The sequence below is a fragment of the Bacillus sp. ISL-77 genome (genome assembly GCF_018613105.1).
Genome location: NZ_JAGGQY010000037.1, coordinates 202,441 through 218,183 on the forward strand (window position 1 = coordinate 202,441; position 15,743 = coordinate 218,183).

Consider the following 15,743-nt stretch of genomic DNA (forward strand, 5'->3'; position numbering starts at 1 on the left):
CTCTTACGGACAAAACGCATAGAGAAACGAAGGGAAGTGTCCTCAATAGAGTATCTTACGGAAAAATCCTGTGGAAAAGCCAAGGGAAGTGCCCGCAATAGGGTCTCTCTTCCGGAAACCCGACGAGAAACCATGGAAATTTCTATATACTTACAAAATCACTGATAATAAGTCCATTGCCCAACCCCTACAGAAGTAAGGTTACTCCTCAGTATCCTTGTTATTCTTTTTTTACAGTCAATCACGCTACACCATTCATGAACTAGATTTGTTGTAATTTTTATATCAGGAAAAAGCAGCTTAATTTCCTCCACAACACGTAAAACGGCATGATCAATCACTTCGTGACAACCGCAATCCTCACACACAAGTTTATTATTTACAACAGTAGTCTTCAATGAGAGGCAGACCCGACAAATGTTACCTTTTTTTAATTTGCCGTAGTCATATGGAGGTAACCTATCATAAGGTAATTCAATTTGATGCATCGAAACCAGTTGGTCAGCTAGCCTTTTGTGCATACCATTTAATGTTGACGGTCTCCTATTTAAATTGTGCATAAAGCGAGGGAGCTGATTTGGATAGATAATGGGTTCATTAAGTGGGGCTTTATAACAGGTAAAATGGGGGTTGATAAAAACTACATAAGCCTCAATAGGGATTCGATACCCAAGGCTTTCTAACAGCTGGCGGAGTAGGGATTCACTTCGTTGTAGTTGGTGCAGGGGATTTTTGTATTCCTTTTTGGGTAGAGCATAGAATCGGTCACCTTCAAAGTAAAAATCACCTTCATAATTTTTTACTTCAAAAAGATAGAGTGGGTCTTGAATAATCATCACTGTATCAAGTTGGAATTTACCATTATTAGTTTCCAGTAACAGGTCGTTTAGAATATAACTTGGACACTGAAGCTTCTCTGTCAATGAGTCAAACATAACTTCACCTTCAAATCCTTTCACAAGGTTACGAAAGCGAATTTTATCCTTTTCAGCTAATTTCATTCGCGAGTTTAGAAATCTTAAAATTTTAATTTCATCTGATTCAATACGGTCTTTAAAACTCATAATCCACATCCTTTCGATTTCGAATCTAACTTCATTTTACAAAATGCTGCCCTTTAATCAGCAGTAATGTTTGAATAATTTTCAACACTTTTCAAAAAATTCTCTCCATCCGACATATTTCTCAGGAAATCTCCGTAAATCCCCTCCAAAAGGTTGATAATTGTCGACCACTTTAAAGAGGAATTCACGCCCCGTTCCTGTATATTTAATATAAGAGAGCAGACCGGAGTGGTGGATTATGATAGAGATGCTGAAAACCTTTCAATTAGCAATCAAACAGCAAAGGCATGTTCTGCCGTTACTAGAACATATCGATTTACGAGTGAATTTGGTTTGTGAACAAAAAACCATTCAGATTATCATAAAGAATGGAGAAATTTTCATACTTCATGATAGCGAAGAATCTCAAACGATATCCGAAATCCGTGGTGACCTGAACGCAATAAAGGAGCTGCTAGAAGGAAAGGAACGGTTAAGAGTCCTTGAACGAAACGGCCAATTACGTATTTCCGCTCCAATTCGTACCACATTATTACTAGAATCTGTCTTCTATTTGACAAAGGCACAGGAAAATTTTCCAAAAATAACAAATTTCTAATCAGAGCTATTGACTCGGAATTAAACTTACTGTAAAATTTTAGGTAAATAATCAAATAATAAAGACAATTCAATAAACATTCTTATCGAGAGTGGCGGAGGGACTGGCCCTTTGAAGCCCAGCAACCGGTTTATAACACAATCACACGGTGCTAAATCCAGCAGAGCAGCGATGCTCTGAGAGATGAGGAGAGAGACCCCCTCTTCTTTGAAGCGGGGGTTTTGTTTGTTGAATTGCAAAAAAGGAGGAAGTAGTATGGGTGAAAATCAAAAAAAGTATCGTTTTGAAACATTGAGTGTTCATGGTGGATTGTCTCCGGATCCGGTAACGGGGGCTCGTGCCGTTCCGATTTATCAAAACAACGCCTATCAATTTAAGAATACAGAGCATGCGGCAAACCTATTTAGCTTAGCGGAACCTGGGTACATATACACACGCATTCACAACCCTACTACTACCGTTTTTGAAGAAAGATTAGCATTATTGGAAGGCGGCGTTGGTGCCCTAGCAGTTGCTAGCGGTATGGCAGCGATTACCCTCGCCATTTTAAATATTGCTGAAGCTGGCGATGAAATCGTATCGGCATCAAATCTCTATGGCGGAACATATAATCTTTTTGCAGTGACGCTTCCAAAATACGGGATTAAAGTGAAATTTGTTGACCCTGAAAATCCGGAAAACTTCCGTGCGGCTATTACCGACAAAACAAAGGCTGTTTTTGCTGAAACGATTGGTAACCCAAGCCTTCGTGTACTTGATATTGAAAAAGTCGCCGATATTGCCCATGCAGCAGGTGTTCCATTAATTATTGATAACACCTTTGCCACTCCATATCTGTGCCGGCCAATTGAATATGGTGCCGATATTGTGATTCATTCAGCCACCAAATGGCTCTTAGGAAATGGAACAACTACAGGTGGAGTTATTGTCGATGGTGGGAAGTTCGATTGGAATTCGCCGCGATTCCCTGGTTTTACAACCCCAGATGCCAGCTACCATGACCTGGTTTATGCCGAAGCCCTAGGTGCTGTCGCTTATATTATCAAAGCACGTGTCCAATTGCTGCGTGACTTAGGACCGGCGTTAAGTCCGCAAAATTCCTTCCAGTTTATCCTTGGTCTTGAAACACTGCATGTTCGAATGAAGGAGCATGTGGCTAATACAAAAGAAGTGGTGGAATATCTAACCAATCACCCTGCTGTGGAATGGGTATCTTATCCAGGACACCCATCCCACCCAGATTATGAATTAGCCAAAAAGTACTTGCCAAAAGGTGCAGGTTCCATGGTTGTTTTCGGGATTAAAGGCGGTAAAGAAGCAGGAGCCAAATTAATCGATTCGAGTACTCTATGGGCGCATGTTGCAAACGTTGGCGATGCAAAAAGTTTAATTATTCACCCAGCAAGCACCACCCATCAGCAATTAGATGCTGATGGCCTGAATGCTGCAGGTGTAACAGAGGATTTGATTCGCCTTTCAATCGGTATCGAGAATGTTGAGGATTTAATCGAAGATCTCGAATCAGCTATTTTGGCTGCTACTGGTGTAATCTCATTAAAGATAAATGCATAAAAGTTACCAAAACTTATTTTTCCGAGTATGAAGTTATTTTCATTGACACCCCTTTTTATCCATGATACGATAACTTTCGTAATATAATTACTTAAACAAATTAACGTTTTAATTTAATATAGGATACTTGATGCTCTTATCAAGAGAGGTGGAGGGATGTGCCCGATGAAGCCCGGCAACCGTCAATATTTATTATTGAAATGGTGCCAATTCACACAAAGCGATTGCTTTGGGAGATGGGAGAAAGGATTATTTTTAATGATGCCTTTCTGCCTGCGCAGAAAGGCTTTTATTTTGTTAAAACAGAATCTTTTTGTTGAAAAAGTCAAACCCTATATTATATAAGCGGTATATTACAATACAAATCTTTCAGAATGTTAGGTAAATTGGATAAGAAGCAGGTGATTCAATGATATCAATAAAAAATGTCCAGAAGATATTCCCTTCTAAACAAGGTCAGCTAAGAGCCGTCGATGATGTCAACCTGGAAATACAAGAGGGAGAAATATTCGGAGTGATTGGATACAGTGGGGCTGGTAAAAGTACCTTAATCCGAATGTTAAATGGATTAGAGCTGCCATCAGACGGAACTGTAACGGTAGCTGGCCGCGTTATTTCGAAGATCAAAGGCAGTGAGCTTCGAAAAGCACGCCAGGAAATCAGCATGATTTTTCAGCATTTTAACTTACTGTGGTCGAGGACGGTTAGTGAAAATATCGCTTTTCCTTTAGAAATTGCAGGGATCAAAGGTCCACAGCGACAACAAAGAGTTAGTGAACTAATTAAATTGGTTGGCCTCGAAGGTAGAGAGAATGCCTATCCGTCCCAGTTGAGCGGCGGACAAAAGCAGCGTGTGGGAATTGCTAGGGCACTCGCTAACAATCCAAAGGTGCTCCTATGTGATGAAGCGACTTCAGCATTAGACCCGCAAACAACCGATTCTATCTTGGAATTGTTAGTCGATATTAATAAAAGACTGGGTCTGACCATTGTTTTAATCACCCATGAAATGCATGTCATCCGGAAGATTTGTCACCGAGTTGCGGTCATGGAAAACGGTAGGGTTGTAGAGATTGGGCCGGTTTTAGATGTATTTAAAAATCCAGAACAGCCAATTACAAAGCGCTTTGTGCAGCAGGTGACGGAACCGGAAGAAACGAAGGAAACGATTGAACATTTACTTGAACGCTATCCGCATGGAAAAGTGGTTCAACTTTCATTTGTAGGGGAAACAACAGAACAACCATTAATCACAAACATCATCCGAGACTTTGATGTTATCGTAAATATTCTTCAGGGGAAAATTTCCCACACGCAAACTGGATCATACGGAACATTATTTATCCACTTGGATGGGCAATCTAGCGAAATACAGAAAGCCATCGATTATATTCACTCACAGCAAGTAGGCGTGGAGGTGATCAGTAATGGCTAACCTTATGGAAATAGTAAATTGGGAACAATTATTAGAAGCAACACGTGAAACGATTTATATGACTTCCATTTCAGTGTTTGCAACCTTTATTTTAGGATTATTCCTTGGTCTGTTGTTGTTTTTAACAGATAAAGGTAATATCTGGACTAATCGAGCTGTTAATGTTATTATTGCTGGCTTTGTTAATATTTTCAGATCAATCCCCTTTATTATCTTAATTGTTTTATTAATTCCTTTTACAAAATTATTGCTTGGGACTATGCTCGGTGCGAATGCGGCACTACCAGCTCTAATTATTGGAGCAGCTCCTTTTTATGCACGAATGGTAGAAATAGCCCTTAGGGAAATCGATAAAGGTGTTATTGAGGCATCGCAATCGATGGGAGCAACACATGTTCATATCATTTTTAAAGTATTAATACCGGAATCTTTGCCGGCATTAATTTCAGGGATTACAGTCACAGCCATTTCTCTAGTCAGCTTTACAGCAATGGCCGGAGTCATTGGGGCTGGCGGACTTGGACATTTTGCTTACCTTGAAGGTTTTCAGCGTAATCGACCGATTGTCACCTTAGTTGCAACGATTGCGATATTAATTTTAGTTTTTATTATCCAATTTATTGGAGATTATTTTACAAAGAAAACAGATAAACGATAACAGGAGGGTTAATTAATGAAAAAGGTATTTAGTTTGATTGTAATTTCGCTATTAGCATTTGCCCTAACAGCGTGCGCTGGTGCTAAAAACGATACAGGAGAAAAAGAAGGAAATGATGGTAACAAGAAATTAGTCGTTGGTGCATCTGCTGTACCGCATGCAGAAGTGCTAGAAGCCGCAAAACCTTTATTAAAGAAAAAAGGCATTGATCTAGAAGTAAAAGTTTTTCAAGATTATATCCTACCAAACGTAGCGTTAAGGGATAAAGAACTCGACGCTAATTATTTTCAAACACCAGGGTATTTAGACCTGCAAATGAAAGAAAATAAGGATTTTGATTTTGTGAGTGTTGGGGAAATTCATAAGGAACCAATCGGAATTTATTCTAAAAAATATAAAAGTTTAAAAGACCTTCCAAAAGGTGCAAAAATTATTATGAGTGATTCACTAAGTGACCATGGACGTATCTTACCTATTTTTGAAAAAGAAGGTTTAATTAAGCTTAAAGAAGGCGTTGGCGCGAATGCAAGAGTAGAGGATATTGTCGAAAATCCAAAGAACCTTGATTTCTCTACTTTAATTGAGGCGAAATTATTAGCTTCTTCTTTCGAAAGCGGTGAAGGTGATGCGGTTGTCATTAATACGAACTACGCATTAGAAGGCGGTATTGACATCAAAAAGTACGGAATCGCATTTGAAAGCAGTGACGTTGTTCCAGCAAACCTTGTTGTCGTTCGTTCTGAGGACAAAAACCGCAAAGAAATCAAAACACTTGTGGAAGTACTTCACTCTAAAGAAATTCAAGACTTCATTCTTGAAAAATACAAAGGTGCGGTTGTCTCGGGCACTAAATAAAAGCATTTTAATAGGAAGAAAGGAAGAAAGTCAGTGGCGGGTTCACTGGCTTTTTTTCTGTAGTTGTGTCTAAAGATGGCATACATTTAAACAATGACGATGGGTAAAAATAGAATGAACATTAGACCTGAATTCACTTGGAAATGCTAAAAAAATGAGGTATGATTTTAATCGAGTGTCATTTCGATTAATAATAATATACTGAATTATCATTCAAAACCACTCCAAATCCCTTTTTCATTCTCATTTGGTACAAGCTTAATGAAAATAGATGGACTGTTTTTACTGTTTAAGAGTTGCTAATACATTTCATTTGTTATAAGATTGGAATGAGAATAAAATGAGAATAGAGTTATAGAATAACTCAATCTACAAGAAACAACACTTTCTTTTCGGAGGTATAGATATGGCTGGATCAACTTTAACGATCAAAGATTTACATGTAGCAATTGATGGGAAAGAAATTTTAAAAGGTGTGAACCTTGAAATAAAGGGTGGAGAAATCCACGCAATCATGGGTCCAAACGGTACAGGTAAATCCACTTTATCTTCTGCAATTATGGGTCATCCAAAATATGAAGTGACAAGCGGAACAATCACTTTAGATGGACAAAATGTCCTGGATATGGAAGTAGATGAGCGTGCACGAGCTGGGCTATTCCTTGCAATGCAATACCCTAGTGAAATTAACGGCGTTACCAATGCCGATTTTTTACGTTCAGCTCTTAATAGCCGTCTTGGTGAAGGAAATGAAATTTCATTAATGAAATTCATCCGCAAAATGGATAAGCAAATGGAATACCTTGAAATGGACCTTGATATGGCACAACGCTATTTAAACGAAGGCTTCTCCGGCGGTGAGAAAAAACGTAACGAAATCCTGCAATTAATGATGTTAGAACCGAAAATTGCAATCTTAGATGAAATTGACTCCGGACTAGATATCGATGCCTTGAAGGTAGTATCAAAGGGAATCAATCAAATGCGCGGCGAAGATTTTGGCTGCTTAGTTATTACACATTATCAACGACTTTTAAACTATATCACTCCAGACCATGTGCATGTGATGATGCAAGGCCGTGTTGTAAAATCCGGTGGAGCAGAATTGGCACAACGCTTAGAAGCTGAAGGATATGACTGGATCAAACAAGAGCTAGGAATTGAAGATGAAACAGTTGGGCAAGAAGCGTAAGAGAGGGTTAGGAGGATTACAATGACAACTGAAACCAAATTACCATTTGACAAGGACAATGTTCGCTCCTTTTCAAAAGAAACGAGCGAGCCTGCTTGGTTTGAAGAACTACGTCTAAAAGCATTAGCTGAGTTCGATCAACTGCCAATGCCAAGACCAGACAAAACAAAGATTGATAAGTGGAACTTCACCCAATTCTCACAACATACTGTAAAAAGTGCTCCCTATACTTCACTTGCTGAATTGCCAGAAGAAGTAAAAGCACTGATTGATGTGGATGCAGAAAATAATAATTTATATATTCAACGAAATCAAACTCCAGCCTTTTTATCTTTATCGGAAGAGCTAAAGAGTCAAGGTGTTATTTTTACAGATATTTTTACAGCTGCTAAAGAACATGGTGACTTATTGAAAAAGTATTATATGACACAAGCCATCAATGCCGATGAACATCGCTTAACCGCTCTAAATGCTGCACTAGTTAATGGCGGAGTATTCTTATATATTCCAAAAAATGTAGAAGTCTCTGAACCAATCCATGCCATTTATGTGCATGATAATGATCAGGCGAACTTGTTTAATCATGTCATTGTCGTCGCTGAGGACAATAGCAAAGTAACCTACGTTGAAAACTACATTTCGACGATGGAAGTATCAACTACTGTTGCAAATATCTTGACGGAAGTCATTGTAAATACAAACGCGAAAGTTCAATTTGGCGCAGTTGATACGCTTGCAAAAGGAATCACAACCTATGTAAATCGTCGTGGTGTTGTTGGAAGAGATGCGCGAATTGAATGGGCATTAGGTTTAATGAATGAAGGAAATACGATTTCAGATAACACAACTAATTTGATCGGTGATGGCTCCTTCGGTGATACCAAAACGGTCGTTGTTGGGCGTGGCGAGCAAACGCAAAACTTTACCACAAAGGTTGTACACTTTGGAAGAAATAGTGAAGGTTATATTTTAAAGCATGGTGTCATGAAGGACAGTGCTACCTCCATTTTTAACGGTATCGGAAAAATAGAACATGGTGCTTCTAAATCAAATGCGGAACAAGAATCACGCGTACTTATGCTAAGTGAAAAAGCACGCGGTGATGCTAACCCAATTCTTCTGATTGATGAAGATGATGTAACGGCAGGCCACGCTGCTTCTGTCGGACGTGTTGATCCTGTTCAGCTTTACTACTTGATGAGCCGCGGAATTCGTAAAGAAGAAGCAGAACGCTTAGTTATTCATGGTTTCCTTGCACCGGTTGTCAATCAACTTCCAATTGAAGGTGTAAAGAAACAGTTAACTGAGGTAATTGAAAGGAAAGTACGCTAATGAATATCCAGGATATTCGTGCACAATTTCCAATCTTAGATCAAGAGGTCAATGGGAAGCCATTGGTATACTTGGATAGTTCTGCAACATCTCAAAAGCCGCTCCAAGTAATCGAGGCAATTGAAAAATATTATCGTGAAATCAATTCCAATGTCCATCGTGGCGTGCATACACTAGGAACAAGAGCAACAGATGCTTACGAAGGTTCAAGGGAAAAGGTTCGTAAGTTCATCAATGCCAAGTCCATTCAAGAAGTAATTTTTACCCGTGGAACGACAACGTCTTTGAATACGGTGGCTGCAAGCTATGCGGCAGCGAATTTAAAAGCAGGCGATGAAATCGTTATAACCTATATGGAGCACCATAGTAATATCATTCCGTGGCAGCAAGTGGCCAGACGGACTGGAGCACAGTTGAAATACATTCCACTTCAAGAAGATGGAACGATTTTACTCGATGATGCACGTGCGACGATCACAGCAAACACCAAGGTTGTATCTGTCATGCAAGTATCAAACGTACTTGGCGTCATCAATCCGGTCAAAGAAATTGCTCAAATTGCACACGAGAATGGGGCCATCATGGTTGTAGACGGAGCGCAAAGTGCTCCGCATATGAAAATTGATGTTCAAGATTTAGATTGTGATTTTCTAGCTTTTTCAGGACATAAAATGTGCGGTCCGACCGGTATTGGTGTTCTTTATGGAAAAAAACATCTACTCGAAAACATGGAGCCAATCGAATTCGGCGGCGAAATGATTGATTTCGTGCAATTGTACGAATCAACTTGGAAAGAGCTGCCTTGGAAGTTTGAAGGCGGTACTCCAATCATTGCAGGCGCCATTGGTCTTGGGGCTGCTATCGACTTTTTAAATGAAGTCGGCTTAGACCAAATTGCCGAACATGAACATAAACTTGCAGCATATGCTTTGGAAAAAATGTCTGCTGTAGAAGGAATGACTATTTACGGTCCACTTGATGCAGCGAAGCGGGCAGGGCTAATCACTTTTAATTTAAGTGATGTTCATCCTCATGATGTAGCAACGGTACTTGATGCAGAAGGTATTGCTGTTCGTGCCGGACATCATTGCGCTCAGCCGCTAATGAGATGGCTTAAAGCCTCCGCGACTGCACGTGCAAGTTTCTACTTGTATAATACGGAAGATGATATAGATAAACTTGTTGAAGGACTTGTTAAAACAAAGGAGTATTTCAGCGATGTCTTCTAATAATTTAGATACACTTTACCGTCAGGTGATTATGGATCATTATAAAAATCCCCGTAATCGCGGTGTTTTAGAGGATGGCAGCCATACTATTAATATGAATAACCCTACCTGTGGTGACCGTATTCAATTAACACTAAAAGTGGAGAATGGAATTGTGGTCGACGCAAAGCAAGAAGGGGAAGGCTGTTCGATTTCAATGTCATCTGCTTCGATGATGACGCAAGCAATAAAGGGGAAAAAAATCGAAGAAGCTTTAAAGTTAGCAAAGATCTTTTCCGATATGATGCAAGGAATCGAATACGACGATGACGATCTTGATTTAGGTGATATTGAAGCACTTCAGGGCGTTTGTAAGTTTCCAGCCCGCATCAAATGTGCCACATTAGCGTGGAAGGCCATGGAAAAAGGTTTGAAAGAAGAGGAACAAGCATAAAATTAAGAAAACGCGGTGGGAGAGGGCAATGTCCAGCTCCAGCGCCTAACTAAGGCGTTTCCGCTTTTCTAAGAATGGAGGAACACGACGATGGCGAAAAAAATGCCGGAAATCGGTGATTATAAATATGGTTTTGCCGATAAAGACGTTTCCATATTCCGATCAAAACGTGGTTTAACATCTGATATAGTCAAAGAAATTTCTAAATTGAAGAATGAACCCCAATGGATGTTAGATTTCCGTTTGAAGTCGCTTGAGCATTTTTACAATATGCCAATGCCACAATGGGGCGGCGATATGGCTTCACTAAACTTTGATGAAATTACTTATTATGTAAAACCATCTGAGAAATCTGAGAAGTCATGGGATGAAGTACCTGAAGAAATCAAAGCTACTTTTGATAAATTAGGGATTCCAGAAGCTGAGCAAAAGTACCTTGCCGGGGTATCCGCTCAGTATGAATCTGAGGTCGTTTACCACAACATGAAGGTAGAACTTGAGGATTTAGGGATCGTCTTTAAAGATACGGATTCTGCTTTAAGGGAAAATGAAGATATTTTCCGCGAACACTTTGGAAAAACAATTCCACCAACTGACAACAAGTTTTCTGCACTTAACTCAGCAGTATGGTCAGGCGGCTCGTTTATTTATGTGCCACCAGGTGTGAAAGTAGATACGCCATTACAGGCTTACTTCCGAATTAACTCTGAAAACATGGGTCAATTTGAACGGACATTAATTGTTGTTGATGAAGGCGCACACGTGCATTATGTTGAGGGTTGTACAGCGCCAGTCTATACAACAAACTCCCTGCACAGTGCCGTTGTTGAGATTGTTATTAAAAAAGATGCTTACTGCCGTTATACAACGATCCAAAACTGGGCTAATAACGTCTTTAACCTTGTAACAAAGCGTGCGGTTTGTGATGCCAATGCAACAATGGAATGGATTGATGGTAACATCGGTTCAAAATTAACGATGAAGTATCCTGCCGTTATTTTAAAAGGCGAAGGCGCTCGTGGAATGACATTATCGATTGCAATTGCCGGTAAAGGTCAGCACCAGGATGCTGGGGCGAAAATGATTCATTTAGCTCCAAATACATCGTCAACCATCGTTTCTAAATCAATTTCTAAGCATGGCGGTAAAGTAACCTACCGCGGCCAAGTTCACTTCGGTCGTAAAGCAGATGGGGCACGTTCTAATATCGAGTGTGATACATTAATTATGGATAACAAGTCTACATCAGATACAATCCCATACAATGAAATCTTAAACGATAACATCTCGCTCGAGCATGAAGCAAAGGTTTCTAAAGTTTCTGAAGAGCAGCTTTTCTACTTGATGAGCCGTGGTATTTCTCAGCAGGAAGCAACAGAAATGATCGTAATGGGCTTTATCGAGCCATTTACGAAAGAATTACCAATGGAATACGCCGTTGAAATGAACCGTCTCATTAAATTTGAGATGGAAGGTTCCATCGGTTAATATTTTTTATAAAATTTACCCGCTTTGCCGCAATGGCAGGCGGGTTTTTGCGTATGGATTTGCTTAAGTCGCCATTAACTTGCGGATAAGTGCGCCCAACTTGCGGATAAGATGCGCCAACTTGCGGATAAGTGCGTCCAACTTGCGGATAAGGTGCGCCAACTTGCGGATAAGGTGCGCCAACTTGCGGATAAGTGCGCCAACTTGCGGATAAGTGCGCCAACTTGCGGATAGGTGTGTCCAACTTGCGGATAAGTGCGCCAACTTGCAGATAGGTGTGTCAACTGGCGGATAGCCCCACTTTACTGGAGACTGCCCCCATTTGCCATGAAATTGTTGTTTGCACCCTAAATATCTTCCACCCTTTTTCTCAAATCGAAAAATGGTTATGCTATTATTAATAGTTGGAGGTGAGTTTTTTGATCTACATCGGTGTAACCGGCTGGGGCGACCATGATAGCTTATATCCAGGCCAAATTTCGTCAAGGGACAAGCTAAAGGCATATGCAGGCCACTTTCCAATTGTAGAAGTAGATTCAGCCTTTTATGCGATTCAGCCTAAAAGGAATGCTGAGAAGTGGGTCAATGAAACACCTGCCAGCTTCCAGTTTATTGTCAAAGCCTACCAAGGAATGACCGGACATATGCGAGGGGAAATTCCGTTTGAAAATAAACAGGCGATGTTCACAGCCTTCAAAGAGTCGCTCGAACCATACTTAGAAACAAATAAACTAGCGATGACCCTCTTTCAATTTCCACCATGGTTTACATGTACTCGCGAAAATGTCGAATACTTAAGATGGTGCAAGCATGAGATGGGTGACCTCCCTTGCGCGTTAGAATTTAGACATCAGTCATGGTTCACTCCCCAGTATCGTCAAAAAACACTTGATTTTATGACAAAAGAAAAATGGATCCATAGTATTTGCGATGAACCACAATCCGGAGAAGGTTCTATCCCAACGGTAGTACAGGCGACCACTCCAGAGAAGGTCCTTGTCCGTTTTCATGGCCGCAATTTCCATGGCTGGCAAAAACGAATCGGAGAGGATTGGCGTGAGGTCCGTTATCTTTACCGCTATAACCAAAATGAGCTAGAAGAATGGGCAGATTCCATTCAAAAGTTAGTCCAGGAATCAAGAGATGTTTATCTCCTTTTTAACAACAACTCTGGCGGAGATGCGGCAGACAATGCCAAGGAAATGGTCAACCTTTTACAAATTGAATATCAGGGGCTTGCTCCACGCCAGCTAGATTTATTATAAAAGGGATACAAAACAGAGAGATGTTAGGAGAAAGAAAACATGGAATGGATTATTCTAGTAGTGATTGGACTTATTGCGAGTTCGTTAGGCTCGCTAATAGGATTAGGCGGCGGAATTATTATTGTTCCCTCGTTGCTTTATTTATCAACCCTATCAGCCTTTGGACATATAACACCTCAGGTTGCGGTAGGAACATCACTGTTTACGATGATTTTTACAGGTCTATCATCTACATTAGCTTATATGAAACACAAAACAGTTGATTATAAAAGCGGCCTGATTTTTCTAATCGGAAGTGGTCCAGGGAGTATTCTGGGCGCATGGGTAACTGAAGGCTTACATATGAAGACGTTCAATATCTTTTTCGGACTATTTATTATTTTTATTTCGATTATTTTATTACTGAAGGACAAATTAAAGCCCATTCCTTATCGGAAAGATCGGGGAATTATCCGCACTTTTACAGATAATGCAAGTAAAACCTTTGAATATGGATATAACCCAATGATAGGAGTCCTGATTGCTTTTGTAGTTGGCTTTTTATCGGGAGTCTTTGGTGTGGGCGGCGGGTCCTTAATGGTTCCGACCATGATTTTGGTGTTTTTCTTTCCACCACATGTGGCAACGGCCACGTCGATGTTTATGATTTTACCAACATCCTTGCTGAGCTCGATTACACATATTACTTTAGGAAATGTGGACTGGCTTTATGCTCTAGCATTGATTCCTGGGGCTTGGATAGGAGCTAGGGTGGGTGTCTTTTTAAACACAAAGCTTAAGAGTAAAACAATTGTATTAATTTTACGAACCATTCTTGTCATTGTTGGAATCAGGTTAATTTATCAAGGAATTTTTGGGCAGGTCTAGGATGGAAACCATACATATTTATCATACAAACGATGTCCACAGTCACTTAGAAAATTGGCCCCGAATTAAGCAGTTCCTAGCAAAAAAACATGAGAGGCATCACCAAAAAGAAGAGGATGTCTTTCTATTTGATATCGGCGACTTTATTGATCGCTGGCATCCTTTCACTGAAGCTTCAAGAGGAAAAGGGAATATTGATCTCTTAAATGAGTGCCAGTATACAGCGGTTACGATCGGAAACAATGAAGGAGTTAACCTTCCCTATGACGATTTAAATGAACTATATGAAAATGCTCAGTTTGACGTTCTGTTAGCGAATCTTTATCAGCAAGATGGAAGCTATCCTAGCTGGGTAAAGGCATATAAGATTTATCATTCGAAAAAGGGCACAAGGGTGGGTGTCATCGGTTTAACGGCACCGTTTGCCCATCTTTATAGTTTACTGGGCTGGAAGGTGACAGAGCCGATTGAAGAGCTGAAAAAATGGATTGAAAAAGTAAAAGCAGAATCAGACGTAATCATTTTACTTTCCCATCTCGGTTTTAATGTGGACGAATCCATAGCAGCTGAATTTCCTGATATTGATGTCATATTAGGATCACATACCCATCACTTCTTGGAAAAAGGAAAGTTAGTGGGGGAAACGCTCCTTGGGGCGGCAGGTAAGTATGGATATTTTGTTGGCCACGTTACCCTCAAAGTGGATGAACAAAAAGAAATTACTGCTATGAATGCCATTTTATATGACAGTAAAGAGCTTCCGAAAGTTAACAATGAGCAAGAGCAAATCGATGCTTATTTTACTAGAGGAAAAGCCGATTTAAATCAAAAAGTAACCACCTTAGCTAAGCCTCTAATTAATGATCCTTTTCATGAAACGGAGTTTTCATTTATGCTTTGCAGGGCATTAAGAGAATGGTGTAACACTGATTGTGCCATGATTAACGCAGGGCTATTGTTAGGGCCTTTATCGGGTGATGTGACGGTTTACGATTTGCTGAAGATTTGTCCACATCCAATAAATCCGTGTGTGGTTGAACTAACTGGAAAAGAATTAGAAGAGGTTTATTGGCAGACAAAAGATGAGGGCTTAATCCATAAGCATATCAAAGGACTTGGATTCAGAGGAACTCTGTTAGGGATATTTGTCTTTGACCGAATTAATTTTCATGGAGACGTCATGTTTATTAATGGGACGGAAGTCGATTATGAAAGAAATTATACGTTAGCCATGCCTGATATGTTTACGTTTGGCCACTTTTTCAAAGACATTCTTCCGCAAAAAGAAAAGAAGTATTTCTTGCCAGAATTCCTAAGGGATTTATTAAAATGGAAGTTACAAATACAATCATAGAATGGGTACACGCATTTTCTCGACCTGTCATAAAGTGATAGAGAGGAAAGGAGTGTGGACCATTTGATTGAGCTTTCACCAATTGAAATAAACGGCCATACCTTTTTGGCAGTTACCGTTTTACTTCCAAAAACAACCTTGCTTGCCGTATCGAACGATAAGGGATATATCATGTGCGGTGCCTTGGATGTGGGTTTATTAAATGATAAATTAAAGGACCGCAAGATTATTGCCGGCCGTGCTGTGGGAGTAAGAACCATTGAACAGCTCCTAAATGCACCGTTAGAGTCGGTGACATGGGAGGCAGAGGCGTTAGGTATTCACCAAGGAATGATTGGAAAGGACGCCTTGTTAAAAATGATTTAAAAAGCTTGCTCCATAGACTGTCCTAGTGATTTGAG

15 protein-coding genes and 2 riboswitches are annotated in these 15,743 nt (G+C 40.0%); of the genes, 14 read left to right on the top strand and 1 reads right to left on the bottom strand.

The genetic code is table 11. The features are described from left to right. Positions 1-158 precede the first annotated feature (158 nt). Entirely contained in the window at positions 159-1,064 is a 906-nt protein-coding gene (locus J7E77_RS15925; RefSeq protein ID WP_214715626.1) for a nuclease-related domain-containing protein, read from the bottom strand. Between the two features lie 238 nt (positions 1,065-1,302). Here J7E77_RS15925 and J7E77_RS15930 point away from each other — a divergent pair, with 238 nt between their 5' ends. From J7E77_RS15930 to J7E77_RS15995, 14 genes are all read left to right on the top strand, one after another. Next, on the top strand, positions 1,303-1,662 hold the full coding sequence (locus tag J7E77_RS15930; RefSeq protein ID WP_214715627.1) for an SCP2 sterol-binding domain-containing protein: 360 nt from the start codon (positions 1,303-1,305) through the stop codon (positions 1,660-1,662). A gap of 79 nt (positions 1,663-1,741) precedes the next feature. Further along, a riboswitch (SAM riboswitch) is annotated at positions 1,742-1,852 on the top strand. A 65-nt stretch (positions 1,853-1,917) separates the two neighbouring features. Beyond that, positions 1,918-3,234 carry an O-acetylhomoserine aminocarboxypropyltransferase/cysteine synthase family protein gene (locus J7E77_RS15935; protein WP_214715628.1) on the top strand — a complete coding sequence of 439 codons (1,317 nt, stop codon included), beginning with the start codon at positions 1,918-1,920 and terminating at the stop codon, positions 3,232-3,234. A gap of 133 nt (positions 3,235-3,367) precedes the next feature. Continuing rightward, a riboswitch (SAM riboswitch) is annotated at positions 3,368-3,477 on the top strand. A 166-nt stretch (positions 3,478-3,643) separates the two neighbouring features. After that, positions 3,644-4,669, top strand: coding sequence for a methionine ABC transporter ATP-binding protein (locus tag J7E77_RS15940; RefSeq protein ID WP_214715629.1), 1,026 nt, complete (start codon positions 3,644-3,646; stop codon positions 4,667-4,669). Next, entirely contained in the window at positions 4,662-5,327 is a 666-nt protein-coding gene (locus J7E77_RS15945; protein WP_214715630.1) for a methionine ABC transporter permease, read from the top strand. The genes J7E77_RS15940 and J7E77_RS15945 overlap by 8 nt, the downstream gene beginning before the upstream one ends. 15 nt (positions 5,328-5,342) lie before the next feature. Next, complete coding sequence (locus J7E77_RS15950; RefSeq protein ID WP_214715631.1) at positions 5,343-6,182, top strand: MetQ/NlpA family ABC transporter substrate-binding protein; 840 nt, start codon at positions 5,343-5,345, stop codon at positions 6,180-6,182. A gap of 406 nt (positions 6,183-6,588) precedes the next feature. Continuing rightward, the gene (gene sufC, locus J7E77_RS15955) at positions 6,589-7,374 is read left to right on the top strand and encodes a Fe-S cluster assembly ATPase SufC (protein ID WP_088089497.1); all 786 of its coding nucleotides are present in this window, start codon (positions 6,589-6,591) and stop codon (positions 7,372-7,374) included. A 21-nt stretch (positions 7,375-7,395) separates the two neighbouring features. Next, positions 7,396-8,706: a Fe-S cluster assembly protein SufD gene (sufD, locus tag J7E77_RS15960; RefSeq protein WP_214715633.1), complete on the top strand. Its 1,311-nt coding sequence runs from the start codon at positions 7,396-7,398 to the stop codon at positions 8,704-8,706. Further along, entirely contained in the window at positions 8,706-9,935 is a 1,230-nt protein-coding gene (locus tag J7E77_RS15965; protein ID WP_214715635.1) for a cysteine desulfurase, read from the top strand. The genes sufD and J7E77_RS15965 overlap by 1 nt, the downstream gene beginning before the upstream one ends. Continuing rightward, positions 9,925-10,368, top strand: a complete 444-nt coding sequence (sufU, locus tag J7E77_RS15970; protein ID WP_088089494.1) for a Fe-S cluster assembly sulfur transfer protein SufU — start codon at positions 9,925-9,927, stop codon at positions 10,366-10,368. The genes J7E77_RS15965 and sufU overlap by 11 nt, the downstream gene beginning before the upstream one ends. Positions 10,369-10,458: 90 nt before the next feature. After that, entirely contained in the window at positions 10,459-11,856 is a 1,398-nt protein-coding gene (sufB, locus tag J7E77_RS15975) for a Fe-S cluster assembly protein SufB (RefSeq protein WP_214715636.1), read from the top strand. Positions 11,857-12,275: 419 nt separating this feature from the next. Continuing rightward, positions 12,276-13,121 carry a DUF72 domain-containing protein gene (locus J7E77_RS15980; RefSeq protein ID WP_214715637.1) on the top strand — a complete coding sequence of 282 codons (846 nt, stop codon included), beginning with the start codon at positions 12,276-12,278 and terminating at the stop codon, positions 13,119-13,121. A gap of 39 nt (positions 13,122-13,160) precedes the next feature. Further along, positions 13,161-13,988, top strand: coding sequence for a sulfite exporter TauE/SafE family protein (locus J7E77_RS15985; RefSeq protein WP_214715638.1), 828 nt, complete (start codon positions 13,161-13,163; stop codon positions 13,986-13,988). A 1-nt stretch (position 13,989) separates the two neighbouring features. Further along, the gene (locus J7E77_RS15990) at positions 13,990-15,342 is read left to right on the top strand and encodes a bifunctional metallophosphatase/5'-nucleotidase (protein WP_214715639.1); all 1,353 of its coding nucleotides are present in this window, start codon (positions 13,990-13,992) and stop codon (positions 15,340-15,342) included. Between the two features lie 63 nt (positions 15,343-15,405). Further along, the gene (locus J7E77_RS15995; RefSeq protein WP_214715652.1) at positions 15,406-15,708 is read left to right on the top strand and encodes a YunC family protein; all 303 of its coding nucleotides are present in this window, start codon (positions 15,406-15,408) and stop codon (positions 15,706-15,708) included. The last annotated feature ends 35 nt before the right edge of the window (positions 15,709-15,743 follow it).

Bases quoted from the DNA above. Each gene is read 5' to 3' on its own strand.
- J7E77_RS15925 (WP_214715626.1), bottom strand. From the start codon at position 1,064: ATGAGTTTTAAAGACCGTATTGAATCAGATGAAATTAAAATTTTAAGA.
- J7E77_RS15930 (WP_214715627.1), top strand. From the start codon at position 1,303: ATGATAGAGATGCTGAAAACCTTTCAATTAGCAATCAAACAGCAAAGG.
- J7E77_RS15935 (WP_214715628.1), top strand. From the start codon at position 1,918: ATGGGTGAAAATCAAAAAAAGTATCGTTTTGAAACATTGAGTGTTCAT.
- J7E77_RS15940 (WP_214715629.1), top strand. From the start codon at position 3,644: ATGATATCAATAAAAAATGTCCAGAAGATATTCCCTTCTAAACAAGGT.
- J7E77_RS15945 (WP_214715630.1), top strand. From the start codon at position 4,662: ATGGCTAACCTTATGGAAATAGTAAATTGGGAACAATTATTAGAAGCA.
- J7E77_RS15950 (WP_214715631.1), top strand. From the start codon at position 5,343: ATGAAAAAGGTATTTAGTTTGATTGTAATTTCGCTATTAGCATTTGCC.
- sufC (WP_088089497.1), top strand. From the start codon at position 6,589: ATGGCTGGATCAACTTTAACGATCAAAGATTTACATGTAGCAATTGAT.
- sufD (WP_214715633.1), top strand. From the start codon at position 7,396: ATGACAACTGAAACCAAATTACCATTTGACAAGGACAATGTTCGCTCC.
- J7E77_RS15965 (WP_214715635.1), top strand. From the start codon at position 8,706: ATGAATATCCAGGATATTCGTGCACAATTTCCAATCTTAGATCAAGAG.
- sufU (WP_088089494.1), top strand. From the start codon at position 9,925: ATGTCTTCTAATAATTTAGATACACTTTACCGTCAGGTGATTATGGAT.
- sufB (WP_214715636.1), top strand. From the start codon at position 10,459: ATGGCGAAAAAAATGCCGGAAATCGGTGATTATAAATATGGTTTTGCC.
- J7E77_RS15985 (WP_214715638.1), top strand. From the start codon at position 13,161: ATGGAATGGATTATTCTAGTAGTGATTGGACTTATTGCGAGTTCGTTA.
- J7E77_RS15990 (WP_214715639.1), top strand. From the start codon at position 13,990: ATGGAAACCATACATATTTATCATACAAACGATGTCCACAGTCACTTA.